At 67.4% G+C, this 23,292-nt stretch carries 19 protein-coding genes; 5 read left to right on the top strand and 14 right to left on the bottom strand.

All coding sequences use genetic code 11. The features are described from left to right. Positions 1–9: 9 nt before the first annotated feature. Positions 10–981, bottom strand: a complete 972-nt coding sequence (locus M3M27_RS18465; RefSeq protein WP_434026549.1) for a hypothetical protein — start codon at positions 979–981, stop codon at positions 10–12. Positions 982–1,123: 142 nt separating this feature from the next. Between M3M27_RS18465 and M3M27_RS18470 the strand changes: the two genes are divergently transcribed. Beyond that, a complete protein-coding gene (locus M3M27_RS18470; RefSeq protein ID WP_434026526.1) occupies positions 1,124–1,930 on the top strand; it encodes an IS5 family transposase in 807 nt (268 codons plus the stop codon). A gap of 6 nt (positions 1,931–1,936) precedes the next feature. On the opposite strand, the gene M3M27_RS18475 is transcribed toward M3M27_RS18470, so the two are convergent. Then, positions 1,937–2,296, bottom strand: a complete 360-nt coding sequence (locus M3M27_RS18475; RefSeq protein ID WP_434028047.1) for a DUF6708 domain-containing protein — start codon at positions 2,294–2,296, stop codon at positions 1,937–1,939. 66 nt (positions 2,297–2,362) lie between these two features. Between M3M27_RS18475 and M3M27_RS18480 the strand changes: the two genes are divergently transcribed. Continuing rightward, complete coding sequence (locus M3M27_RS18480) at positions 2,363–3,169, top strand: IS5 family transposase (protein WP_434026550.1); 807 nt, start codon at positions 2,363–2,365, stop codon at positions 3,167–3,169. Between the two features lie 5 nt (positions 3,170–3,174). Here the strand turns inward: M3M27_RS18480 and M3M27_RS18485 are convergent, their stop codons facing one another. Together M3M27_RS18485 and M3M27_RS18490 are read right to left on the bottom strand one after the other, a co-directional pair. Continuing rightward, entirely contained in the window at positions 3,175–5,238 is a 2,064-nt protein-coding gene (locus M3M27_RS18485) for a hypothetical protein (RefSeq protein ID WP_434026551.1), read from the bottom strand. 63 nt (positions 5,239–5,301) lie between these two features. Then, positions 5,302–8,256 carry a type VI secretion system Vgr family protein gene (locus M3M27_RS18490; RefSeq protein ID WP_434026552.1) on the bottom strand — a complete coding sequence of 985 codons (2,955 nt, stop codon included), beginning with the start codon at positions 8,254–8,256 and terminating at the stop codon, positions 5,302–5,304. A gap of 273 nt (positions 8,257–8,529) precedes the next feature. Here M3M27_RS18490 and tssA point away from each other — a divergent pair, with 273 nt between their 5' ends. Next, positions 8,530–9,546 (top strand): type VI secretion system protein TssA, encoded by a 1,017-nt coding sequence (tssA, locus tag M3M27_RS18495; RefSeq protein ID WP_434026553.1) that lies wholly within the window; start codon positions 8,530–8,532, stop codon positions 9,544–9,546. A 127-nt stretch (positions 9,547–9,673) separates the two neighbouring features. On the opposite strand, the gene M3M27_RS18500 is transcribed toward tssA, so the two are convergent. From M3M27_RS18500 to M3M27_RS18545, 10 genes are all read right to left on the bottom strand, one after another. Continuing rightward, complete coding sequence (locus M3M27_RS18500; protein WP_434026554.1) at positions 9,674–10,447, bottom strand: OmpA family protein; 774 nt, start codon at positions 10,445–10,447, stop codon at positions 9,674–9,676. 2 nt (positions 10,448–10,449) lie between these two features. Then, entirely contained in the window at positions 10,450–11,433 is a 984-nt protein-coding gene (gene tagF, locus M3M27_RS18505; protein ID WP_434026555.1) for a type VI secretion system-associated protein TagF, read from the bottom strand. Continuing rightward, a complete protein-coding gene (tssM, locus tag M3M27_RS18510) occupies positions 11,430–15,140 on the bottom strand; it encodes a type VI secretion system membrane subunit TssM (protein WP_434026556.1) in 3,711 nt (1,236 codons plus the stop codon). Before tssM ends, tagF begins: the two co-directional genes overlap by 4 nt. 16 nt (positions 15,141–15,156) lie before the next feature. Continuing rightward, entirely contained in the window at positions 15,157–16,368 is a 1,212-nt protein-coding gene (locus tag M3M27_RS18515) for a hypothetical protein (protein ID WP_434026557.1), read from the bottom strand. Positions 16,369–16,408: 40 nt separating this feature from the next. Then, positions 16,409–17,614, bottom strand: a complete 1,206-nt coding sequence (locus M3M27_RS18520) for an IS256 family transposase (RefSeq protein ID WP_434026462.1) — start codon at positions 17,612–17,614, stop codon at positions 16,409–16,411. Positions 17,615–17,680: 66 nt separating this feature from the next. Then, complete coding sequence (locus M3M27_RS18525) at positions 17,681–17,869, bottom strand: hypothetical protein (RefSeq protein ID WP_434026558.1); 189 nt, start codon at positions 17,867–17,869, stop codon at positions 17,681–17,683. Between the two features lie 656 nt (positions 17,870–18,525). Further along, positions 18,526–18,921: a hypothetical protein gene (locus M3M27_RS18530; RefSeq protein WP_140728017.1), complete on the bottom strand. Its 396-nt coding sequence runs from the start codon at positions 18,919–18,921 to the stop codon at positions 18,526–18,528. Further along, the gene (locus M3M27_RS18535; protein WP_434026560.1) at positions 18,872–19,579 is read right to left on the bottom strand and encodes a peptidoglycan recognition protein family protein; all 708 of its coding nucleotides are present in this window, start codon (positions 19,577–19,579) and stop codon (positions 18,872–18,874) included. Before M3M27_RS18535 ends, M3M27_RS18530 begins: the two co-directional genes overlap by 50 nt. Beyond that, positions 19,576–20,145 carry a PAAR domain-containing protein gene (locus M3M27_RS18540; RefSeq protein ID WP_434026561.1) on the bottom strand — a complete coding sequence of 190 codons (570 nt, stop codon included), beginning with the start codon at positions 20,143–20,145 and terminating at the stop codon, positions 19,576–19,578. Before M3M27_RS18540 ends, M3M27_RS18535 begins: the two co-directional genes overlap by 4 nt. 99 nt (positions 20,146–20,244) lie before the next feature. Then, positions 20,245–21,102 carry a M15 family metallopeptidase gene (locus M3M27_RS18545; RefSeq protein WP_434026562.1) on the bottom strand — a complete coding sequence of 286 codons (858 nt, stop codon included), beginning with the start codon at positions 21,100–21,102 and terminating at the stop codon, positions 20,245–20,247. Between the two features lie 195 nt (positions 21,103–21,297). Here M3M27_RS18545 and M3M27_RS18550 point away from each other — a divergent pair, with 195 nt between their 5' ends. Together M3M27_RS18550 and bioF are read left to right on the top strand one after the other, a co-directional pair. Further along, a complete protein-coding gene (locus M3M27_RS18550) occupies positions 21,298–22,053 on the top strand; it encodes a hypothetical protein (RefSeq protein ID WP_434026563.1) in 756 nt (251 codons plus the stop codon). Between the two features lie 25 nt (positions 22,054–22,078). Next, entirely contained in the window at positions 22,079–23,290 is a 1,212-nt protein-coding gene (gene bioF, locus M3M27_RS18555; protein ID WP_434026564.1) for an 8-amino-7-oxononanoate synthase, read from the top strand. Positions 23,291–23,292 lie beyond the last annotated feature (2 nt).

The raw sequence follows: 23,292 nt of genomic DNA on the forward strand, positions 1-23,292 counted from the left end.
GGATCGACCTCACAAATGTCCATTCGGCGCTGGTTCGTCGCCACCGATCAGCATCGGCTCGGGCCAGCGCGATCTTTCGCTCGTCTCATTGGTTGCATCGAACAATTCCGCGGGCCAATGCGGCATTCGACAGGTCTTGAAAATCAGCCAGCGCCAAGCCGTCATGATCGTCAGCACTGTGTAATAAAAGGGAGCCAGAACGTAGCGCAATCGCGCTGCTCCCTCGCCCAGCATCAGCAGCTTCCAGCGCCAGCAATTCCGCCAGCTGGGCCGGACCGACAGATCGATTCTGGGGGCCACACCACACGCGGCCAGCGCGTCCGGCCCCCCCTGCATGTAGGTGCAGATGAACGACCACAGCGAGCGCACCCGCTCCTCGCCATTAGCTTCGAAATACTGACCCACCGCGAACATATGCACGATGCGGTCTCCTTCTAGCACCGCACCCCGCAAGTCGTACAGAAAGTCCATGCGCTCGCCACGGCCGATGAACCAGTACACCTCGTCGAACGGCACAGAAAGCACCCCACCCTTGCCATTATGGCGAAACACATGCACCTGCTTCCGGACACGGTCGAACCGCACCGGATAATAGACGTACGCAAACAGCTCACGCCCCAGACCACGGCGCCACAAACTGGTCAGGATGAGGGCAAACACCACCGTCATTATTGAAACCATCGTAAGCAACGTGCCGGCACTATGCAGCCCCTGCCTGTTGAGTCCCCACACCACGCTGACGACATATACAAAAGCGCCAACGATGATTGATGAACAGGCCAGCGCAAAAAGGGTCACCACGCTTCCACGCATGCGAAAAGCACGATCGATGAACTCTGCGAACGTGCCGTTGAGTTTGACCAGGCTTAATTGCTCGTCCGGCCCCGCACACCACACATCGGCACTGGTCAACGCAGCCTTCCGCTCCTGCGGCGTCAGTGGACGCTGGGTATCGAACGGTTTCAGCCATCCAGTGAACATCACTTGCTCCTATCAGTTGCTAATGCATACATCTCGCCCCATGACATCTCTCATCCCACCAATGGCCAGCCCCGCCAAGGCAGTACAAGATTCTTGCTAGAGCGTGTTATGAACTTTGATCCGGCTCGGCTATCGTAAGCGGATGAAGCCGCCACGCCCGTATCCGACCGACGTCACCGATGAAGAGTGGGCGTTCGCCGCGCCCTACCTGACGCTGATGGACCCGCAAGCACGGCAGCGCAAGTACGAGCTGCGCTTGATGTTCAACGCGTTGCGCTGGATGGCCCGGGCCGGCGCGCCCTGGCGCTTGATTCCCCATGAGTTTCCGCCGTGGGAAGCGGTCTACCAGCAGACCCAGCGCTGGCTGCAGGCGGGCTGCTTCGAGGCCATGGTCAACGACCTGCGTTCGGTCTTGCGGGTGGCGCAAGGCAAGCAAGGGCAGCCCAGCGCCGTGATCCTGGATGGCCGCACGCTGCAGTCCACGTGCGAGAGCGGTCCGCGGGCCGGCTACGATGGCTACAAGCGCAAGAAGGGCAGCAAGGTGCACATGGCGGTGGACACGCTCGGCCACCTGCTGGCGGTGCAGGTCACGCCGGCCAACGCGCAGGAGCGGGCCCAAGTGCGATCGCTGGCGCAGGAAGTCCAGCATGTCACCGGCGAAACGGTGAAGCTCGCCTTCGTCGATCAGGGTTACACCGGCAAAGACCCGGCCGAAGCCGCGCAGGAGGAAGGCATCGAACTGCACGTGGTGAAGCTGCCGGAGGCCAAGAAGGGCTTTGTGCTGCTGCCACGCCGCTGGATCGTGGAACGCAGCTTCGGCTGGATCAACCGCTTCCGCCGCTTGGCCCGTGACTACGAACGCCTGCCTGAAACCCTCGCAGGACTCCACTTCGTCGTCTTCACCATCCTCATGCTCAGTAATGCCGCTTCGATACTTCAAAGTTCATAACACGCTCTAAGAGTCCGCAACCATCCCAACCTTCCGGTTGCCACGCGACTCAGCATCAATCTCCATCGGCCATCTGACCTCGGGCGCAACACGCATCGCGATATAGTGACCGATTCCAGAAGGAATAAACAACCAGAATCCTGCCACAAAGATCGGAATATTTACCAGCCAGTCCCATATACTCATACGCGAACGTACTTTCCGCCCTTCCTCCGTCGGGTCGAGAAATCGGATGTGCTCGAATAGGCTACGCCGGAACGAAATTCCCTGTGGGCGTGGCGCATACTGTGGAACCTCGTTAATTCCGCATTTCATATAGGCCTGGCAATACGCCCACGTATTATATAGCTCCGCTGTTGTTGGCATATTTCCTTTAAGAGCGGCTAACAAAACCGCCTTGTACACCTGAGCGGTGATGACAAAATCGCCTGCATGGCACGTCGCAAAGAGATTCCCGCCGCGCTGTGGAAGCGCATCGAACCTTTGATCCCGCCCGTGAAGCCCTCGCCCAAGGGAGGGCGACCGCGCGTGAGCGACCAACAAGCCCTCAACGGTATCGTCTATGTCCTGCGCACCGGCATCCCGTGGGAGGAGTTGCCCCAGGAACTGGGCTACGGCAGCGGCATGACCTGCTGGCGGCGGTTGCGCGACTGGCAAGCCGCCGGGGTCTGGCATCGTCTGCATCAGGTCCTGTTGGCCGAACTGCGCCGGGCCGACAAGCTGGACCTGAGTCGAGCCAGCCTGGACGCGGCCAGTGTGGCCGCCCCCCCGGGGGGCGCCTACACCGGGCCGAACCCGACCGATCGCGGTAAGCTCGGTAGCAAGCGGCACCTGATCACCGACTGCAACGGCATTCCCTTGGCGTTCTGTGTCACCGGAGCCCACCGGCACGACTCGGTGGTATTCGAGGAGTTGGTTGATGCACTGCCCCCGATCGCTGGCAAGCCGGGGCGTCCGCAACGCTGGCCGGGCAAGCTGCACGCCGACAAGGCCTACGACATCGACCGCTGCCGCGATCACCTCAACCAGCGAGGTATCACCCCGCGTATCGCCCGCAAGGGGATAGAACGCAACGATAGGCTGGGACGCTATCGTTGGGTAGTCGAGCGCACTCATGCTTGGTTCGCGGGCATGGGCAAGCTGCGCATCCGTTTCGAACGCCGGATCGATATCCATCTGGCCCTGCTGTCTCTCGCCTGCTCGGTCATCTGTCTTCGCCATCTTCCCGGGTTTTGTTAGCCGCTCTAAATATAAAGCTGGGCACTGGCGCCGGCACCCGCGCTGACCGCCACATCCAGGCTCAACTTCGCGAAGCTCACCGGCTTGGTCTGCTGTGGCGGTAGCCACTGCAGTTCACCGGAGGGGGTGATACCGCCTTCCGCGCCGGCGAACGCCTCGGCGGTGAGGCTCATGCCGTTGATGTCCTTGGGCGGAGCCTCGTTCAGGGCAGCCGGCACGATCCTGGAAGATTTCGCACCACCCGGTGGCGGCGGATCTCCCATGTCGGCCCTGGGCAGGCCCCTTCTCTCGTCGTAGTTGGCAGCCAGGCTGTCCGTGCGGTCGCGCGCCTGTGGCACGATTTTCGCCTTGCCGCCCTGGATGGAGATGCCCACTGCACCGGTAAGCGATGCCTTGGCTCCAACGAAGCCGTACAGCTCGCATGCCAGCTGGAACACGATGGCGCCCAAGTCGATGCCGCCATAGTTCATCTGCCACCCCTTGGCCGAAGGAATGGACCAGGTGTGAATCCACTTGCCTTCGAACAGCACCAACTTGGCCTGCGCGTTCGCCGAAGCCTGGGCGCTGACCGTACCTTTCTTGGGATCCCAGTTGGCTTCCGCGCTCGCGCCCGCACCCGCCACGCAGCGCATCCACTGGGCGGCCTTGTCGACCGAGTAGCTATCGGACTTCTTGACCGTTTCGGCGAACTCGTTGCCGCCGATATCGATCATGTCCCAGACCCATGGATCGGTCTGCGTGCTTCCCTTGGCCTGCACCTTGAGTTTCGACAATGATTCCCTGAACTTCTTCGCGTCGAAAGTCTTGCGGTCAGAGCGCTCGCCCTTGCCCTCGTACTTGGCCGAGGCGGCTCCGTCCTTGACCTTGGCCGAAACGCTCATCTCGAGCTTGGTCGGTATTCCCTTCAGGCGACGACTCTTGTACTGCTCATACTTCTTGCGGGGAATGTATCGCCGCCGCATGCCGACGCGATCAGCCCCCACCTTGCCGGAATGCGCACCCTTGTCGTAGCTCTCGAAGGTCACTACTTCCACCAAATCCGCCTTCTTGGCGAAGTCCTTGTTCAGCAGTTTTGCGACCTTGTCTTCGGCGAGCCCGAGGTCCTTCTCCGCTTGCCGGATCGCTTCGGCACTGCGCGCCTGCAACGCGTCGCTCAGGTTCTGGCGTGCACGATGCACGCCCGCCATCGTGTTCTCGATGTAACCGCTGACGGCTTCGAACTCCTTCCAAACATCGGGGGTGAGCAACAGCAGCTCCTCATCCTCTGCGTTGAGGATGACGGGCGCGCTGACCTTGCCCGATACATCGGCCACCTTTCCCTTGCCAGGCGCGCTCACGGCGACTTGGCCCTTGGCAGTGACCTGCTGCAACTGCACGGCCGCCCCCGATACGACGGGTTCGACGGCCTTGCTCATAAACTCTGCCTGGGTACCGGGCAGATTGAACACGAACCATGCCTTCTGCTCGCAATAGATCCGCGGCGTCTGCCCAGAACGGTTGGTATTGCCCTTGATCGGCTTGCCGTCGATGTCCACGGCCGCGACCTTCCTGCCGTCCTTGTCGTAGGTGTAGGCCACGTACGGCGCATTCGGCAGCCGCTTGCGCGACTGCTGCATCATGAACTCGAACTGGTGGTATGGCTTGAGGCGCAATGGCTTGACCGTCGCGCCCTGCATCAGCGCCCAGGCGGCCGGCAGGTTATCGGTTCGGCTGCTGACGGGTAGATCAAGCTGCGCGTTGCGTGTTTCCGGATGCAGCACGGGTTCGATCCACTTCCCGGTGATCGAATCCCTGACCTGGAGAACATAGCGGTTGCTGTGCAATGGCAGGAGCGGCGCAGGCCGATATCCCTGCCCTCCCATCGCTGCCGCAGGCATCGGCGTACCTGCGCCGGCCTGCTGCTGTTGCGCCCGAGCAACGACGGTTGCGGTATACCCGTTCTCGTCCGTGATCCCGAACGTGGCAAGAGTACCGTCCATGACGCTCATGATCCGGTAGGTAATGCCGCTGCAAGGCACATCGTTGCCCGCCGCATCCTTGCGATAGAGTTGGAACTTTCCGGAAGACATCAGGCCGCTTCCTCACCACACGGTAGTTTTCGGGGACAGCTCGGTCCAGCTGCGGATCCGCTGTTACTTTTCTGACAGGTAATAACCTTCATGGCCCCCGTCCTGTACGAACAGGTCGATGGCTTCTGGTCCGGAGGTCACGACCTCCTCGGTCTCTCCCGCTCCATTGGTCCTGCCGGAGCGGGTCGTACCATCTCCCATGACCAAGGCGTATGCCGCGTTCTGCATGGGCTTGCCTTGATGATCGCGCAGGACGTACTTGAGCTTGTACGGGGCAGTGCCCGGCGTCGGCAGCGGATAGTCCTGCTGCGCCGGTCCCAGGAACGACTTCTTGGCGGCATGCACGGTGATCTTGCCCGGGCAGGCGATGCTGATGTTGCCGCCCTCGATCGTCACGCTCGCCCCGCCCGCCGTCGCCAGCCGCATCCGCTTGCCCGCCGCCAGTTCCACCGCCGCGTTCGCGCTGACGACCTTCAGCCCCTGCCGCGCCTGCAGCCGCACCTCGTCGTTCTGCGCCTGCAACTCCAGCTCGCCCTCGCCGCTGACCACGCTCAGGGTGTGGCCCTGCGTGTTGCCGCCTTCCACCGCCGCCGCCAGCACCCCGATCGCCTGGCCCGCATGCAGCCGCGCATCGCCGGCCACCGCCACCTCGCTGCCTCGCCCACTCGCCAGCGTCAGCGTCTCCCCCGCGCTCCAGTGCAGCGCCTGGCCCGCCACCAGCCCGATCCCGGCCGGGGCCGCCAAGCCCAGCAGCGGATCGCCCGTGTGCGGCACCCGGTCCGCCCCGGGGCTGGCGCTGCGCTCGTGCGCCGCCCCTTCGGCCTCGCCGTAGGCCGTGCCCGGCACCGTCGTCGACACGCTCGTCAGCGTCGCCTGCAGCGGCGCCTGGTCCGGGACCAGCTGCGACACGCCAGCCTGCTTGACGCCCTCGGCCGCCGCCAGCCGCGCGGTCTGGTGCGTGCCGGCCGCCTGGGTGAAGGTCTTGCCCAGGGTCTGCAACTGCTTCAGCAACGCCGCCGGTTGCGCCGCCGTGCCGGCCGGACGGGTTCCGTCATGGCCGTACGCGCTCAGCCACAGCCCGCGTTCGGCCCGGACCGCGCCCCACGCGTCGGTGCGCAGTTCGAAGCCTTCGCCGCGGAAGCTGCCGCGGTAGTTGTCCGCCTGGTGGATCAGGTGCCCCAGGTTGAGCTGGCTGGCGTACTGGCTGCTCGACAGCTGCAGGCGCAGCTGCCCGTCGCTGTCGTCGAACAGCAGCCGGTTGTGGCCCGACCCGCCCCATTCCTTGGACTGCACGCCCCACAGGGCGCCGGCATGCCGGTGCGCCTGCTCGCCACCGCCGGCCGCATGCCAGGCCGGGGCGTGGCCGCCGGCCAGGTTGGCCTGGGCGCTGGCGCGCGCATCCGTGGCCTGGGCGTACAGGCTGGCCGGGTCCTGCCCGGCCGCCTCGCTGCGCCCGCCCGGCGTGGCCGCCACCCCGGCCTCGCCGCGGCCGTTGTACAGCGCGCCCAGCACCACCGGGCGGTCGATGTCGCCTTCCAGGAACCCCACCAGCACTTCCTGGCCGATCCGCGGCAGGAACTGGCTGCCCACGCCCGGGCCGGCATAGCGCTGGCTCACCCGCAGCCATGCCGTGTCGCGGTCGTCCGCCGCCTGGCCCTGCTGGAAGTGCAGCTTCACCCGGATCCGGCCCTGCGCATCGGCATACACCTCCTGCGCGCCGTTCGGCGTGGTCGCCCCGTCCGGGCCGACCACGATCGCGCTCTGGTAGCCCGGCGCGGTCGGCCGCGGGTTCGTGCGGGCGCCGGTCTCGTCCTCCAGCACCGGCCGCCATGGCCGGTCGCGCTCCACGGCCTGGAACCGGTGGGCATAGCCGACCCGGGCCGCCAGCGCTTCCACCTCGGCCGGCACCGCCAGCGGCGGCGTGGCCGGGGGCAGGGCCTGCTCGAGCGCTTCGCGCGCGTCGGTGGGCAGGTTGTTCACGCCCACGTGTTCGATCCGGCTCAGCCACAGCTGCGCGGCCCCGCCCGGCCACTGGCTCACGGCGAACCACTGCCCGGCGGTGAAGCTGCGCACGGTGCCGCGTCCTTCCCAGGCCGACCAGGACGCTTCCTGCGCCTGCGCCATCAGCCGGGCGTAGCGTTCGGCCTCGGCGCTGCTGGCGTAGGCGTATTGCCCGGCCGGCTCGTACAGCTCGCGCGGCGTGGCGTCCCCGCCGGCCAGCGGCAGCTGCGCGCTCAGCGCCCGGCTGCTGCGGTAGTCGTGGCTGAGCACGGTCAGCTGGCTCGAGCCCAGCGTGCGCCGCCGCCCCAGCGCCAGCACGCTGTCGCTCGCCTCGGTCGCATCGCCGCGGTGGAAGCGCACCCCGCCTTGCGCCGCCGAGGCCGCCTCCTGCGGTTGCTCCCCGCTGGCGGCGAAGATCACCAGCCGGTGGCCGCTGGCCGCCTCCCCGTCCGTCTCCCAGCGCCAGCCCAGCCCTTCCTCGGCCAGCAGCCGCGCCACGAACGCCAGGTCGCTCTCGCGGTACTGCACGCAGTAGCGGCGAGGCCGCGCCTCGGACAGGAACCCGGCCACCTCCTCGCTCCAGCGCCAGCTCGCCTGCGGCGCATACCCGGCGAACACCGCCTCGACGATCTCCACCACGCTGCGGTCCTGGAACACCCGGCTGTGGCGGCCCTGCGAGAGCCACCAGGTCCAGCCCACCAGCCGCACCCGGTAGCGCGCCAGCCCGCCTTCGCTGTCCAGCAGCGTCGCCTCGTTCACCAGTCCGCTGCGGGCGACCTGCCCGCCCCGCGCATCGCGCGTGTACAGCGTCGCCCGCTGGCCCAGCCAGCCCTCCAGCGCCAGACCCGCGTCCGCGGACAGCACGTCCACCCAGTAGTCGTACCCCCGCGAGACCTCCTCGCGCCCGTACCACCGCTCCACCACCTGCGCCGGCAACCCCGCCAGCTCCAAGCGGTGCAAGCGGCTCGCGTCGGTCAGACGCGCCGACTGGGCCAGCAACTTCTGCAGCGATTCCATTTGCTCCACCTGACTGTCCGGGCCAGACGAGCGCCGGCCGATCCTGGTCCTCATGCCTGGGAAAGCGGCGCCCCAGGCACCTCCATCCGCCGAACCATGCCTGGTCGGCCGGCGCGGCAACCTGCGCTACACCGTTCGGGCACATCCTTTCATGGCCCCCGGCAGGCATGCGCCATGCCGTTTGGCCCAAGCCTTGCATGATACTGGATGGCGGCCGATCGCACAGGCCACGACAGGCTAGAATCGGCGCCTCCGTTCCCTGTGAGACCCGCCATGCTGGATCTGGATGCCCTGCTGGCCCCGATTTCGGACGACGCCCCTGCGGGGCAGGACCTGTCCTTCTCCACCGAGTTCGACCGCATACAGGAGTACCGCCGCGCGGACGACCCCACGCTCGACCAAGGCGAGTGGCAGACCGAGATCAAGTACGCCGACTGGTCGAACGTGCTGCGGTCCTGCACGGAGCTGCTGCAGACCCGGACCAAGGACCTGCGCCTGGCAGGCTGGCTGGCGGAAGCCGCCACGCAGGTCCGTGGCTTCCCCGGCCTGACCGACGGCTACCGGCTGATGGCCGGACTGTGCGAGCGCTATTGGGACCAGGTGCACCCGGTGGCCTACGACGGCGACCAGGAGGAGCGCATCGGCAACCTGAGCTGGCTGTTGTCGAACTCCCTGCAATGGCTGCGCAACGTCCCCATCGCCGCCGCGCCGCAAGGCCGTTTCTCCCTGGGCGACTTCGAGGCCGCCCACTCGCGCCATGGTCACGAGGATGCCGGCGACGGCCGTCCCAGCCTGGAGCAGTTGGACGCGGCGCGCCGCGACACGCCGGCCGAGTTCTACCGGCAGGTACTGGCCGCGCTGCCCGAATGCGGCCAGGCACTGGCGGCCCTGCAGGCGGCCGTGGACGAACGCCTGGGGCTGGATGGCCCGAGCTTCAGCGCGGTGCGCGAGCAGATCGAGCATCTGCAGCGGACCGTGCAGCGGTTCGCGCGCGAATCCGGCCTGCTGCTGGATGGCGACACCGGCGCGGACGAAGCCGACGCGGATTTCGCGTTCGCGGGATCGGCCGCGGACGAAGCCGCGCCGCCGGCACCGGCGCGCGGCGCGGCGCGGCGGGAGCGCCGACCACGCGCAAGGAGGCCTTGGCGCAGTTGCGGCAGGTCGCCGAGTTCTTCCGCCGCACCGAACCGCACAGCCCGGTGGCCTACCTGGCCGAAAAAGCCGCGCGCTGGGGCGAGATGCCGCTGCACGTCTGGCTGCGCCGCGTCATCAAGGACGACATGGTGCTGAACCAGATGGAAGAGATGCTGGACCTCGACCAGAACCGCGACGGCCAATAGGCGCCGCGACGGGGTGCAGGCCCGCTGCCGGAGCGGTGCTGCCGGCAGCGCCGCCGTTGCCCGGCGGGGCCGCGCTTCTACTGCACCTTGAACTCGATACGGCGGTTGCGTGCGCGCCCGTCGGGAGCGTTGTTGTCCGCGACCGGCTCGTCCGGGCCCTTGCCGAGCACGTCCATGCGGGCACCGGCGATGCCCTTCTGCACCAGGTAGGCCTTCACCGCCTGGGCGCGCGCATGGCTGAGTTCGAGGTTGCTCTCGCGCAAGCCGACGTTGTCGGTGTGGCCGATGATCAGGAAGCGCGCATCCGGCATCTGCGACATCTTCTCGACCATCTCGTCGAGGATGCGCATGCCCAGCGGAGTCAGGCGGGCGCTGCCGCTCTGGAACTCGATGATGCGGTTGGCCAGGGTCTGGTCGAGCACCTCCTGCGCCGAGCCGTCCGCGCGCAGTGCGTTGGTGACGGTATAGGCGGTGTTGCTCGCCAGGCTCAGGTCGCTGGCGACCTGCTGGCGCTGCGCCTCGTTCACCACCTGCCCGCTGATGCGCACGGTCTGGCCGTTGACCTCCAGCTTGCCCGGCGAGACGCGGCGCAGGCCGGGGGTGATCATCGCCCCCACGTACTCGCCCCAGTTCGGCGGGGTGGGAATGGATTCGACCTGCACGCGGTCCACCACGCGCGCGTCGCCGTAGACGCTGCGCAGGTTGCCCAGGATGCGCTCCTTGGTGGCCTGGTCGGGCACGACGCCCTCGGCTATGACCGTGCGTTCGCCGCTGCCGGCGGCGGTCTGCGCGTGCGCGGCCGGCAGCCACGTCACGGACAGGAACAGGGCGGTGAGAAGGTGGAGTCGCATGCTCATGTTCCCAGGAAGGTTTCGCCGAACAGCTTGCGGGCGGTACCCAGCGCGAGCGTGTCGCGCTCGAGGTAGCTGGCGAAGCGGTTGAGGTTGTAGTCCGCCTGCAGGTAATCCTCGACCCACTCCGCGGCCTGCACTTGGATCAGGAAATCGCCGGCCTCGCGCGGGTCCAGCGCTGCACGCAGGACCTGGTGGTCGGCGCCGTTGAAGCCGACCAGCATGCGCGGCGCCACATCGTTGCGGATCAGCACGGCCAGTTCGAAATCGCCGCGCGCGACGAAGCAGGCGACCACGTCCAGCCAGAATGCGGCCACCAGCGGCCGATACAGCGGGTCGCGCGGCAGCGGGAAGTCCAGTGCCTTGTCCACGCTGACGTTGCCGCCGGCCAGGATCGGCTGCAGCAGCAGGCCCAGGGCGGGCAGGACCTGGCGCAGTTTCACGTCCGTGTGGCCTGCCGCGTGCAGCAGGCCCTCGAGCGAACCCAGCGTCTGCATGTCGAGGAAGTCGGCGAACGTGGCGTTGTACGCCTTCGCGTCGGGGTTGAGCACGAAGCGCGTCTCGGCCATCTCGGCCAGCACCGCGGTGGCGTCTTCCTGCGCCACCGCTTGCGCGGCCAGGCGCGAAAGCCCGGCCCAGGCCTTGTTCATCGCCAGCGGCGCGCGGCCGATGAAGGCGAGCGGATCGCCCACTTCCAGGCGTACCGCCGACAACAGCGGGAACCGCCGCTGCGAGGCGTCGCGGCTGGGTTGCAGCTGCCCGCCCAGCACGGTGCGGCTGCGCGATCCGAGGAAGGCGAAATGGATGTCCGCCGCGTCGTCGTAGATGCGCTTCCAGTCCGGGTTCTGGCTGAGCAGTTCCACGCCCAGTCCCGCCCAGCGGTCGAGCCAGGCCAACAGCTGGTGGTTGTCGGCGGCGCGCACGAAGTCGCCGCGCGAAGGCACCTTGCCGAAATAGGAAACCGCCGCGCTCACGTCCCGGCTCACCGGCCACCTCCGCGGGTTGCCTCGGTCGGCGCGGAGGCCGCGGGCGCCTGCGGCGCCGGAGCGGCCGCCGGCGAACCGGCCACCGTGGCCGGCAACTGCAGGCCCTTCTGCCAGTCCGAACCGCCGCCACCGTTGTCCGACGGCTTCTGCACGATCCGCATCTGCACCGGCACGGAGATGCTGTCCGTCGACCAGGTCATGTTGTAGGTCGAATCGCCGGCACCCTCGGTCTTGGCGGCCTGGAACAGCTTGCTCAGGCCCTGGCGGCCAGGACCGTCGAACACCGTGATCGTCCGCCCGTCGGTGCTGACGGCGGTGATGCGCGCGCCCGGCGCCCCGGTGGGATTGGGGTACTGCATGGTCATCGGCTGCGGCGGCGTGTTGCGATAGCGCAGCACCTGGCCATCGATCTCGATGGTGTACTCGATCGCGCCGACCGCCGGCGAAGGCGTGAGCTGGAAGATGTAGGTGTCGTTGGCGCCGGCGCCGCCCTGGCTGCTGACCCAGTTGCCGTAGTTGGCGATCAGCTCGCTGGACAGCGTGATTCCCATCCCGGCCCAGCGGCGCGGCTCGAGCAGGCTGCCGCGCTGCAGGACCAAGGTGCCGAGCGCGTCCTTGTTGAAGGCCGAGATCGCGCCGCTGCTGCCGAAGATCGTGGCGATGTCGCTGGCGGCCGCATCCACGTCGCTGTTGAGGTTGAACGGGTATTGCTTGCCGATGCCGTTGCGGAACGGGTCGTACACCTGGGCCACCCAGCCGCGGTTGATCTCGGCCTCGGTCGGCGGCACCAGCGCGGCGAAAGTCTGCGTCAGCGGCCGCAGCAGCAGCGGCCGGATCGCTTCGCGCTGGTCGTCGTCCAGCCCGGTCAGCACCTGCTCGTCGACCAGCGCCTGGGCGGCGCTGAGCTCGGAGCCCTCGTTGCCGAAGGTGTCCTGCATCAGCTTGCGCGTGCCCACGCCGACCTCGCCCTGATTCTTGATCGCGTTCAGGCGGGTGCGCAGCTTGGACAGCGTCTGGAAGTAGGCATCGATCACCGCGGGCTGGTCCTGGCGCGGCGTGGTCAAGCGGGCCAGGCCGTCGAAGGCCTTGCCGATCGGGCCGACCGGCAGTTGCTGCGCGGCGGCCTCCGGATCGCGGCGCAGGATCGTGCGCTGGAACCAGGCGACGAAGCCGCTGGCGGCCTTCTTCGAACGCGCCTCGGCGATCGGGTTGTCCCAGACGGTCTGCTCGTTGATCTTCTGCAACAGCAGCTTCAACGGCGAATTCGCCGGGTCGCCGATGCGGTTCATGCGCTGCACCGCCTGGTCGAAGTCGCCGAACGACGCCACGCTCAGGCCGGCGACGAACTTGCGCCATTCCTGCGCGTATTCCTGCTTGTACAGGCCGACCAGTTCGCGCGCGATGTGCTCGGGACTGCCGGCCAGCGACAGGTCGCTCTGCTCGGTGGTGCCCAGCACCCAGTCGGTGGTCGACAGCTGGGTGTTGGAAGCCTCGCTGATCGCGTCCTTGACGTACTCCTCCCAGGCCTGGCGCGAGAACGCACCGGAAATGGCGTAGCTGCCGGCGATGGCGTCGCCGTTGCGCTCGTCGCCGATCAGCGAACCGACGGTGATGGTGGGGAAGCGGGCCGCCGCGCGCGCCTTGATCTGCGCGAACACCCGCTGCATCGCCGGCTGGCCCTTCATCACCTGCGCCAGCGCCTCGCGGCTGTCGTTCACCAGCGCGACCTTGGTCTGGACTTGCGGCCAGGCCGGGTCGTCGGCATGCGCGACGTAGAAGGTCATCAGCTTCTCGCCGGCGCGCAGCATCTCCTCGCGCGTCATCTGGCCGCGGTTGGCGTCGAGCCAGTTGCGCCAGAACAGGGTCAGCTGCTGGGCCAGGTGGGCGCCTTCGACGTACTTGCGGTTGCCCAGCATCAGGTAGGTCTTGAGCGCGTTGTAGGCGTCGTTGGTGCTGGTGGGCGAAGCGTCCTGGTAGAGCGTCTCGCTCTCGGCCGCCTTGGGCGTGGACTGGCCGAGTTCGGCGCGATGGCTCACCACCTGCGACAGGAAGCTTTCCAGGTTGGCCACGGCGGGATCGAGCATCACCTGGCGCATGCCCTGGTAGTACTCGGCCATCAGCTTCTTCTCGATGTTGCCGCCCTGGTAGAGGCCGAGGCTGGTGGTGATGCCGCCCTTCTCGCGGTAGCGCTGGAGCTGTTCAAGGCGATCCTGCAGCAGCAGCAACGCATCGATGCGGGACTTCAGGTCGACCCGGCCTTCCTGCAGGCGCACGGCCTGCTGCAGGTCCTTGGTCGCGTTCTCCACCAGTTGCGCGTTGGTGGTGTAGGACCAGGTCCACAGGCCGAGCGCCAGCGCGAGCACGCCGACCGCGCCCAGGAACACGCCGTAGCGCAGCCGGTTCTGGTGCGGGCTGGAGTACTGCCGCACCAACTGCTTGTCGGCGAAGACGACCTTGCGGAACAGGTCCTTGAGGAAGTACGCGGTCTGCCCGCTCGGCGCCACGTCGGCGCTGTTGCGGCCGGCCTGCAGCGCGAACTGGCGGCCGACGCGCTCGGAGGCGTGGTGCACCGACTGGCCCTCCTGCAGGGCGCTGCTGAAGTAGAAGCCGCGGAACACCGGCTTGAACTGGTACGGGTTGTCCTCGAACAGCGTGGCGATGAACGTGCGCAGCGCCGGCTTGATGCCGACGAACTCCAGCGGCAGCGTCAGCAGGCCCGGCGAGACCTCGCGGCCGCGCTGCATCGCCATGTGCGACAGGCTCATCTCCTTGACGCCGTCGGCCAGTTCGTCGAAACCGGCGTCGAAGGCCGCCAGCGCATCGGTCTGCGAGTTCGGGTCGTACGGCAGGGTGGTGCCCCACACGCTCTCGCGCTCGGACGGGTCCAGGTGCTGGAAGAACTCGGTGAATCCGGCGATCAGGTCGGCCTTGGTGAACAGCACGTAGACCGGCGCGAACACCTCCAGGCGCTCGGTGATCTCCTGCACGCGCTGGCGCAGGCTCTTGGCCAGCTCGATCGCGAACTCCGGCTTGCTGCCGGACAGCTCGGCGATGCTCGCGGCGATGATGATGCCGTTGATCGGCGCGCGCGGTCGGTTCTTCTTGAGCAGGCTGAGGAACGTCAGCCACTCCATGCGGTCCTCGACGCTCACCGAGTAGCGGCCGGCGGTGTCGAGCACGATGCCGGTGGTGGTGAAGTACCAGTCGCAGTTGCGGGTGCCGCCGATGCCCTGGATGACGTTGCTGCGGTTGTCCTGGAACGGGAACTGCAGGCCGGAGTTGAGGATCGCGGTGCTCTTGCCGGCGGCCGGGTTGCCGATGATCACGTACCAGGGCAGTTCGTAGAGCGCGGCCTTGCCCTTGAGCACGCCGATGCGAGAGGACTTGATCGCCTTGACCGCCTCCATCATGCGCGTGCGCAATGCCTCGGTGTCCGCGCGCTGCGCCGGCTGCGCGGCGGCCACGGCCTTGTCGGCCTGGTCCTGCACCATCGCGTCGAGGCGCTTGGCCGCGCGCCGCGCCAGCAGGCGCCGCACCAGCCATACCAGCAGGGCGACCAGCAGCAGCGCCGCCAGCGCGATGGCCGCCCAGACGCCGATCTCGCGCAACCCCTCCGCGCCGAAATAGGCCATCGCTCCCGCGCCTATCAGACCGAGCACCATCCACATGCGGTAGTCGCTGAGGTAGTACCTGAAATTGCTCAACATCGCTTGGCTTTCCGGGTTAGGCGGCCTCGGCCTGCTCGGGCCGGACGTGCGTTTCGGGGGAAGAATAAGGGTGGAGGACGGTCGCCCAGCGACTGTCCGGATGATCGACGCCCAGCACCAGCACGGCACCGCCGGTCTGCTGCTGGCGGGCGTGCGCGATGGCCAGCAGGGCCAGCGGCGAGGCCAGTTCGATCGCGCCGGTGCTCGCCGGCAGCGACAGGCATTGGCTGGGGATGTCCAGGTCGGGACACAGCGAGTGCGCCACCTGCCCGGCCTCGGCCGCCTGTTCGGCCTGCGCGCCGGCGTCGCTGACCACGAAATCCACCGCCTGGGCGTCCAGCGCGATGGCCTCCAGCACCTCGCCGGCCAGCTGCACGCCCAGGCGCGCGCGCTGCAGCACGCTGGCCGCGGCCTCGCCCGGGACACGGCCGTCGGGATGGCGGTTCCGGTACAGCTTTCCCTGCAGTTGCCAGCGTTCGATCACGTCCGGGTCGATCGCCGAATAGGCCGACAGCAGCAGGTGCCAGCGCGGCACGCCGGCATCCTCGTCGGCCAGGCGCTGCAGTCGCTCCCACACGCGGTTGGCGTCGTAGGCCGGCACCACCTCCACGGCGTAACGCCGCGGGTCGACGCCGGCGTCGGCCAGCTGCTGCGACAGCCAATCGTGCAGTGCCGCGCGCAGCGGCTCGTGCATTTCCGGCTCGACCAGGCATTCGACCGACAGCGTGCGGTCCACCGCCATGGGCCGCTGCTGGCGCCAACCGGCCACGACCCGCTCTTCCGCCTCCGGCAGCGACGGCAACGCTTGCAGCACCTGCAGCAGCAACTCGTCCAGTACCGGCTCGAGCAATGCCATGGCACGGCGCAGGCGCGGTGCCGCCGCATGGTCCGGCGGCAGCGCCGATGGATCGGGCAGGTCGGCCACGTAGCCGGCGAACACCGGCAAGCCGTCATGGTCCTTCAAGCGCGGATGCAATCCCGGGCGGGGTGCGGCCACCGGTTGCGACAACAGCACGGGCACGTCCAGGCCATCCGGCAGGCGCAGTGCCGAGCCCAATACGGCCAGGCCGGTCGCTGCGGGCGTGGCATCGCCGGCGGCAGGATTGGGCGTGGCGCGCGCCGGCTCGCCCTCGCCCTCTCCTTCGGCGATCCGCGCAGCCGCGCGCTCGGCCGCACGCGTGGCCATCGAGCGCACCATCCAGCCACCGCCGAGCAGGCGGTAGCGCAACGATTTTTTCGCACTTTGGCTTGGCGGTGGCCCCGCCCCCTCACGCTGCGACGGTCGCGAGGCCTTGGCGCTTGTTCAATTCCTCCATGCACAGATAGCGCTTGACGCCCCAGTGCGTGCCGGCCAGATAGCGCAGGCGGGCCGCGGCCAGCATCAGGGCGGCATGTCCGTCCGGGAACGCACCGACCACGCGGGTGCGTCGCCGGATCTCGCGCATCATCCGCTCCAGTGGATTGTTGGTCCGGATCCGTCGCCAGTGCGTCTCCGGGAAGGCGTAGTAGGCGAACGTCTCGGCGATGTGGGCCTCGACCTTGTCCGCCGCCGCCCCCAGCTTCATCTGCCGCAACTTGGCCACGACCTGATCGGCCTTGAGCTGCGCCGCCTCGATATCCTCGGCCGCGTGGATCGCCTTGAGCATGGCTGCCACCTCGCGCACCTTGCCGCTGGGCACCACGCTGAACACGTTGCGGTAGAAGTGCACCACGCAGCGCTGCCAGCGGGCCTCGGGGTAGTGTTCGCCCAGGCTCTCCACCAGTCCGGCACAGGCGTCGGAGACGAACAGCGCCGGCGTGGCCAGCCCGCGGCCCTTCAGATAGGCCAGGAAGCCGCTCCAGCCCGACTTGTCCTCCTTGGCTCCCTCGGCCACGCCCAGCACCTTGCGGTAGCCCTCGGCATCCACCCCGATCGCCACCAGCACCGAGACGTTGCGCACCTCGCCCGCCCACGTGCGCTTGAGCACGATCCCATCCAGGTACACGTATGGGTAGTGGCCGCTGATCGGCTCGTTGCGCCAAGCTTCGATCCGTGCGTAGACCTTCTGGTTCAGTCGGCTCACCGCCCCGGCGCTGACCTTCGTGCCCCACAGTGCCTCGGTGATGTCCTCCACCCGCCGCACCGACACCCCGGCCAGATACATCTCCATCAGCGACTCCTCCACCGACGCCTCCCGCCGCCGGTAGCGTTCGATGATCGCCGTCTCCAGCGGCAGCTTGCGCAGCTTCGGCACCTTCAACCGCACTTCCCCGGCCCGGGTGTGCAGCGTCCGCTCGTAGTGACCGGCCCGGGTGTCCCGCCGCTCCTGGCTGCGCTCGTATCGCCCGGCGCCGCACACCCGGTCGGCCTCCGCATCCAGCAGCCCGTTCAACGTCTCCTCGATCGTACTGCGCACGACCTGTCCGAGGTGGTCCTGGATCCGGGCCTCGTCGATCTTGATCACCTTGCCCAGTCCGGGCGTAGACTCGTTCATGGTGGTGGTCCTCGTTGGTGGTTGGAACGTCGCAGTCCCAAACGTCATCGTGGGCCACCGCCTTCGTCAAATGTGCGCAAGAAACGTTACGTCATCGAGCAGGCCGGCCGGGAGCAGGCCCAGCATGCCCAGGATCTCCATGCCGCCGGGCGTACTGCCGCTCTGGCGCCAGTACGCGATCGTGCCGGCCCAGGTAAGGCCGAACACCAAGACGACCGAAGCAGCCCTGCGTATAAAAGCGGACATGATGATCAAAAGCGCCTGTCAGGGTGCTGGAGGGCAGCCGGGCACGATGCAGCGTTCGGCACGAATGATGAACAAGCCCCCTTCATCTTGCATTTCCCGGTGCGACCGGTGAGCCGAACAGACGATGACAGGTCGCCGCTGTGATCGCGCCAGGCGTCCGCGGAACTTGAACCACCTGCAAACCATCGTCCATGTGCCTTATACAGAACTTACCATTGTAGTTACGAGTACCGTACTTCCCCACCTGGGGCGACCTAATGCTAAAAGAGTAGGGCCACCCATCCTTCAAGCCAGCAGGTTGGACCGTATCGACATAACCGGGTGGCAGTCGATGGGATGCCAAACATTCGCCAGGCCCAAGCCGCAAAGGGGGGCTCCCGACATCCAGGACTATTTGCCATGAAATTACTCCCCGGTGATCGCCTTCCTCGCCGCCCGAAATGATTCCCGCAGCATCAATATCCACAGAATCTCCCTCATCCCTGGGAATGCATGCAAGTACTGTCTCGCCTTCGGCTCGGATATCCAGAGACCTTGCACCCTTAGAAGTAGCACATGTTGACCCTGTCGAGAGCAGAAGCGCCAGTGCAATGCCCATGCGCGATGTGCGGGCAATCGTAACCTTCCTGTGAATGAAACCAGACATTCTCAGTCCCGATTCTTCTTCATTCACCGCTCATCGCATCGGGTGGCAACAGAACGAGAGAACGGCACTCGTTCGCCACGCACCCCCAATAACGCACTTCGCCAGCAGCCTTCCATTGGGCCATGCCTCCACCATTAATTTCGTAGTCCCATACGCGACCTCCAACCTGGAGCTTGCCGGTGATGGAGCACTCCACCTGATAAAACTCCTCATACGGACTTTCCTTGTACGAATTGCTTAACTGGAAGAAGCGCTTCACATCAAGCTTGGAAAGCGACCAGCCGCCGCAAGCCTTCTGCAAGGAATCGCCTTCGCGTCCGGTGTAACTAGGCGCATTGACTTCAAGGACCTCGACCCCCCCATTTTCATGGGACTGGCTTGCCAGGCTGCACGAGAGAAGCAGCCCCGACAGCATCAATGCTGTAAAGCCCTTCCCCTTCTCCTGAAGTCTTGTATGAAATCTTGTCGTGTTCATAGATGTCACTATCCTGGATCCCATACTCCGCTTTGAGAACAGAGATCACATGTCGGATCGATTTCGATTGTTCCGCTGTCGGCGCCTCCCACTTGGAACCGTCGTGATCTGCAACCACTTCAATCCCGACGCTGTCCTCGTTCATTGGATAGCGCGAGGGGTAGTCCTTCACCTTTTCGTGGTCATGCACTTTTGTCGGCGCCCATCCCCACGACTTGATCAACTTCGCTTCATCGGCTGGGCAGGCACCGCCCTCATAACAGCGTGATTTTATTTTCCCGACGTGATGAGTCTTCTTAAGCAAACTCGCGGTTTGATAGACAGTCCCGTCCTTGTCGACTATGAAGTGTGTACCGATACCCTTTTCGAATGACTGCAAGGGCGACGCCAGCGTTTTCGAATCGGTGCGATGGAGCACAATGGCCTTTGGTCCATCCATGCTCCCTTTTTCCAGTGCAGGAATCTTCTTCAGAACAAAACCGGCGTTTTGGACATACCCGTTCTCGTCGACGTATGTTTCAACGTCGATTGTGGCTCTTTCAGCTTGTGCGACTGGCGTCGTAGTCGCCTGCCCTACGGGAACGGATTTTGTGCTCATGTCGCCTGCTCCTCCAATAACTCAACACGGAGTACCTGAGGGAGCTCGGTCGCCACCAAATGTGTTCTTCCCCCGTCATCCGTTACACCCTCCTCGACTCCCCCGTCTTCACGAAGAATTCGATATTGCCGATTTGCAAGAGGTTTTCCTGTCAGCTTTGACTTGAGAATAAATCCCTCGTCGTATTGACCTTGCTGGATCGCCGCCGCGCCGGCCGTCGCAACGGAAGCCACCGCGGCCGCGGCCGCCGCTGTACTCGAACCGCCCTTTCCGGCGCCGCCGCCACTGCCTCCACCGCCGCCACCCGAATCGACCGTGGCGACCATCTGCGAGGAGATCAGGGTGCCGCCGCAGGCGGTCTTGTCGCCATGGCGGGCCACCGGGCTACCGTCGATGAGCAAGCTGCCGTCCCCGCTGACGATGGAGGTCTGGCCGTGCTTGCTGCACACCACGCGGTCGCCCACGCGGGCCACCTGCTTGCCGGCCACGTCGGTCGCGCCCGAGCCGGAAACGACGCTGCCGCCGTGGTCGAGGCGGTCGCCCACAAGAATGAAGGGTCGTGACATCGGCAATGCTCCTTGTTCGAATCTCCCCGGCCATCCATCGCCAGCCTGAGTCACGGCGATCCGGTGAGGCGTAAACGATACCAGCCCACCCGGGCCACTTCACCCCTGGGCCTGCCCGGCGCGCCGCGCGGCGCGGGCGGCCCGGCAGGCCGAAGCCATTTCCACGTGGACGTAGTCCTTGATGCTGCGCCAGTCGCCGCCCCACTCCAGGCCGGCCTGGCGGGCGAGCTCGCCGTACAGGTGGTAGCCCCGGCGGGTCCATTCGTCGCCCATGTCCCATTGCAGCCGCCCGTCCCGGATCGGCGCGCTGTCGACCGCCAGGCCGTACTGGTGGCAGCTCTGCCAGGCGCCGGCCCGGGTCGCCTTGCCGGCCCCCATCAGCTCGGCCTGGCGCTCGGGGCTGCGGTAGCCCTCGACCAGCACCATCTCGTAGCCGTACTGGCGGCGCATGACCTCGTAGATGGCCAGCACCCGCTGCTGCAGCGCCGGGTCGATGCGCTCCCAGCGCCGGTCGGCGGTCACGACCTCGGGGCGTTCGCGCCGGATCTCGGCGGTGGTGAACACCTCCGGCGGCGGCGGCGGCGGCGGCACCAGGCGTTCCCCGCGCAGCAGCTGGGCGATCATGGTGCGCGACTCGGACAGGTCCTCGCCCTGGAAGTCCTCTAGCACCACATGGCGGCGCAGCGACAGGATCAGCAGTGGCGGCACGACCAGCAGCAGCAGCGCCGCCACCAGCACCCAGCGATGCCGGGACACCGAATCGCCCAGGTCGCCCACCGCCGTCGCGACGCCCGCCGCGCGACGGCCAGGACGCGGTCGCCGCCAGCCGTCCAGGCGCGCCCGTACGCGCCGCAGCGCCTCCGATACGCGCTCGGCCAAGCCCGGAAACAGCAACCATGCGCATAGCGCCGCGAACGCCAGCACGAACGCGACCGCCATCAAGACCACCCCGACCATCCTTACCCGCCCGGCTCCTTTGGTTGACGCCCCCAAACCAGCCAATAGAATGCGGAAGGTTCGGGCATCGGTCCGACAATCCCCTTCTGCAAGGGCTGGAAGCGCTTGAATAATGGCGGAATGAATCGTCCAAGTCTCCTCTCGGGGAACTCGACCGGCACCGGCCCGGGCGCTCCCAGCCGGATTCTTGCGGACATGGAAGGTCGCTCGGTCGAACGCACCGCGCCGGCCGAGGCCGTCGCGCGGATGCGCCAGGCCTCCTGGCGGCTGCCTGCGCTGGCGGCCGGCGTGGTGCTGGTCCTGCTCGCGATCTGGTGGTGGAGCCGCAGCGGCGTGCCCTCCCATGACGACGCACCCGCGGCCTTCGCCGGGCCCTCGGCCGCCGCTCCCACGGCGCCTGCACCGGCCCCGGAGGCCGGCGGCGCCATGATCGTCGATGCGCCCGAGGCAGCCCCGGCGGCCCCGCACGCGGGAACGGCGAACGCGCCCGCCGCGACGCCTGCGGCCGCCGGCCCGGGCGCGGCGCCGGCCTCGCAGGCGCCGGCTTCGGCGTCCGTCGCGGCCTCCGCCGCCGCATCGGCCACGGCCAGCACGACCGGCAAGCCACGCGCGCAGGCATCCAGCCGTACCGACGGCGCCCAGGCCCGCCGCACCGGTGCCAAGGACGAGGAAGACCTGCTCGGCACGCTGATCGGCATCATCAAGCAGAAGCCCGGCGAGTCGCAGCCCGAGTCGATGGACGCGCTGATCGCGCGCATCCAGGCCGAGAACAACGCCGAGGCGGCCAACCGCAAGGCGTTCGACACCATCGACCAGAGCGCCTCCACCCAGTCCAACATCCAGGTGCAGCTGCGCCGCTGCCCGGCCGCCAATACCGCGCAAGGCCTGGAGTGCCGGCGCAAGATCTGCGCGAAGATGGCGGGCAAGGATCCCGCCTGCCCGGCACGCTGACGCCATCCGTCCCCAGGAACCTCCCGTGGCCCGACCCGACCTGCACGAACGCATCCATGCGCTGCGTGCGCAGCGCGCGGCCCAGCAGCGGATCCGGGTGCGCCGCGCGATCGGGCGCCGCGACGGCGTGCGCCTGGAGGTCGACGGGCGCTGGCTGACCGGGTTCTGCTCCAACGACTATCTCGGGCTCGCACAGCAGTTCGAGGTGGTGGCCGCGCTGCAGGACGCCGCTGCGCGCGAAGGGGCCGGCTCCACCGCATCGCACCTGGTCTGCGGCCACCATGCGCTGCACGAGGCCCTGGAACGCGAGATCGCCGACTGGCTCGGTTACCCGAGCGCGCTGCTGTTCGGCAGTGGCTTCATCGCCAACCTCGCCGTGCAGCAGGCGCTGCTGAGCGACGAGGACGACGTGTGCGTGCAGGACCGGCTCAACCACGCCAGCCTGCTCGATGCCACCCGGCTGGCCGGCGCGCGCCTGCGCCGCTACCCCCACCTGGACGCCGAAGGCGCGATGCGCCAGCTCAAGGGCGCCGCCGAGGGCGCGGCGATGCTGGCCAGCGACGGGGTGTTCAGCATGGACGGCGACGTCGCGCCGCTGCGCTCGCTGAGCCTGGTGGCGCGCATGCAGCAGGCGCTGTTCTACGTCGACGACGCGCACGGCGTGGGGGTGCTCGGCCCGCAGGGCCGCGGCAGCGTCGCCGAAGCCGGATTGGGCGTGCAGGAAGTGCCTTTGCAACTGGTCACGCTCGGCAAGGCGCTGGGCAGCTACGGCGCCGTGGTGGTCGGCGAGGAGACCTTGGTGCGGCACCTGGCCGAGACCGCACGCCCCTACATCTACACCACGGCCCTGCCGCCGGCGCAGGCGGCCGCGTCGCTGGCGGCGACCCGGCTGGCGCGCCGCGACGAGTGGCGCCGCGAGAAGCTCCGCGCGCTGATCGCCGCGTTCCGCGAAGGCGCGCGCCGCCATGGCCTGGAGCTGATGGCCTCCGATACCCCGATCCAACCGCTGCTGTGCGGCGACGAATCCACGACGATGGCCATGTCGGCCGCGCTGGAGAAGGCCGGCTTCCTGGTCGGCGCGATCCGCCCGCCGACGGTGCCGGAAGGCAAGGCACGGTTGCGCATCACGCTCTCGGCCCTGCACGCGCCGGCGCAGGTCGAAGCGCTGGTGGAGGCCACCGCGCGGGCGCGCGACGAGGTGCGACAGCCGCGGCAGGTGGCCGCGCTTGGCGGCTGATG

The organism is Xanthomonas boreopolis (assembly GCF_046529185.1).
GTDB classification, from domain to species: Bacteria; Pseudomonadota; Gammaproteobacteria; order Xanthomonadales; family Xanthomonadaceae; genus Pseudomonas_S; species Pseudomonas_S boreopolis.

Bases quoted from the DNA above. Each gene is read 5' to 3' on its own strand.
- M3M27_RS18480 (WP_434026550.1), top strand. From the start codon at position 2,363: ATGGCACGTCGCAAAGAGATTCCCGCCGCGCTGTGGAAGCGCATCGAA.
- M3M27_RS18535 (WP_434026560.1), bottom strand. From the start codon at position 19,579: ATGAGCACAAAATCCGTTCCCGTAGGGCAGGCGACTACGACGCCAGTC.
- M3M27_RS18545 (WP_434026562.1), bottom strand. From the start codon at position 21,102: ATGGTCGGGGTGGTCTTGATGGCGGTCGCGTTCGTGCTGGCGTTCGCG.
- M3M27_RS18520 (WP_434026462.1), bottom strand. From the start codon at position 17,614: ATGAACGAGTCTACGCCCGGACTGGGCAAGGTGATCAAGATCGACGAG.
- M3M27_RS18530 (WP_140728017.1), bottom strand. From the start codon at position 18,921: ATGCTGTCGGGGCTGCTTCTCTCGTGCAGCCTGGCAAGCCAGTCCCAT.
- M3M27_RS18540 (WP_434026561.1), bottom strand. From the start codon at position 20,145: ATGTCACGACCCTTCATTCTTGTGGGCGACCGCCTCGACCACGGCGGC.
- M3M27_RS18550 (WP_434026563.1), top strand. From the start codon at position 21,298: ATGGAAGGTCGCTCGGTCGAACGCACCGCGCCGGCCGAGGCCGTCGCG.
- M3M27_RS18490 (WP_434026552.1), bottom strand. From the start codon at position 8,256: ATGGAATCGCTGCAGAAGTTGCTGGCCCAGTCGGCGCGTCTGACCGAC.
- M3M27_RS18465 (WP_434026549.1), bottom strand. From the start codon at position 981: ATGTTCACTGGATGGCTGAAACCGTTCGATACCCAGCGTCCACTGACG.
- M3M27_RS18500 (WP_434026554.1), bottom strand. From the start codon at position 10,447: ATGCGACTCCACCTTCTCACCGCCCTGTTCCTGTCCGTGACGTGGCTG.
- M3M27_RS18485 (WP_434026551.1), bottom strand. From the start codon at position 5,238: ATGTCTTCCGGAAAGTTCCAACTCTATCGCAAGGATGCGGCGGGCAAC.
- M3M27_RS18475 (WP_434028047.1), bottom strand. From the start codon at position 2,296: ATGCCAACAACAGCGGAGCTATATAATACGTGGGCGTATTGCCAGGCC.
- tssM (WP_434026556.1), bottom strand. From the start codon at position 15,140: ATGTTGAGCAATTTCAGGTACTACCTCAGCGACTACCGCATGTGGATG.
- M3M27_RS18470 (WP_434026526.1), top strand. From the start codon at position 1,124: ATGAAGCCGCCACGCCCGTATCCGACCGACGTCACCGATGAAGAGTGG.
- tssA (WP_434026553.1), top strand. From the start codon at position 8,530: ATGCTGGATCTGGATGCCCTGCTGGCCCCGATTTCGGACGACGCCCCT.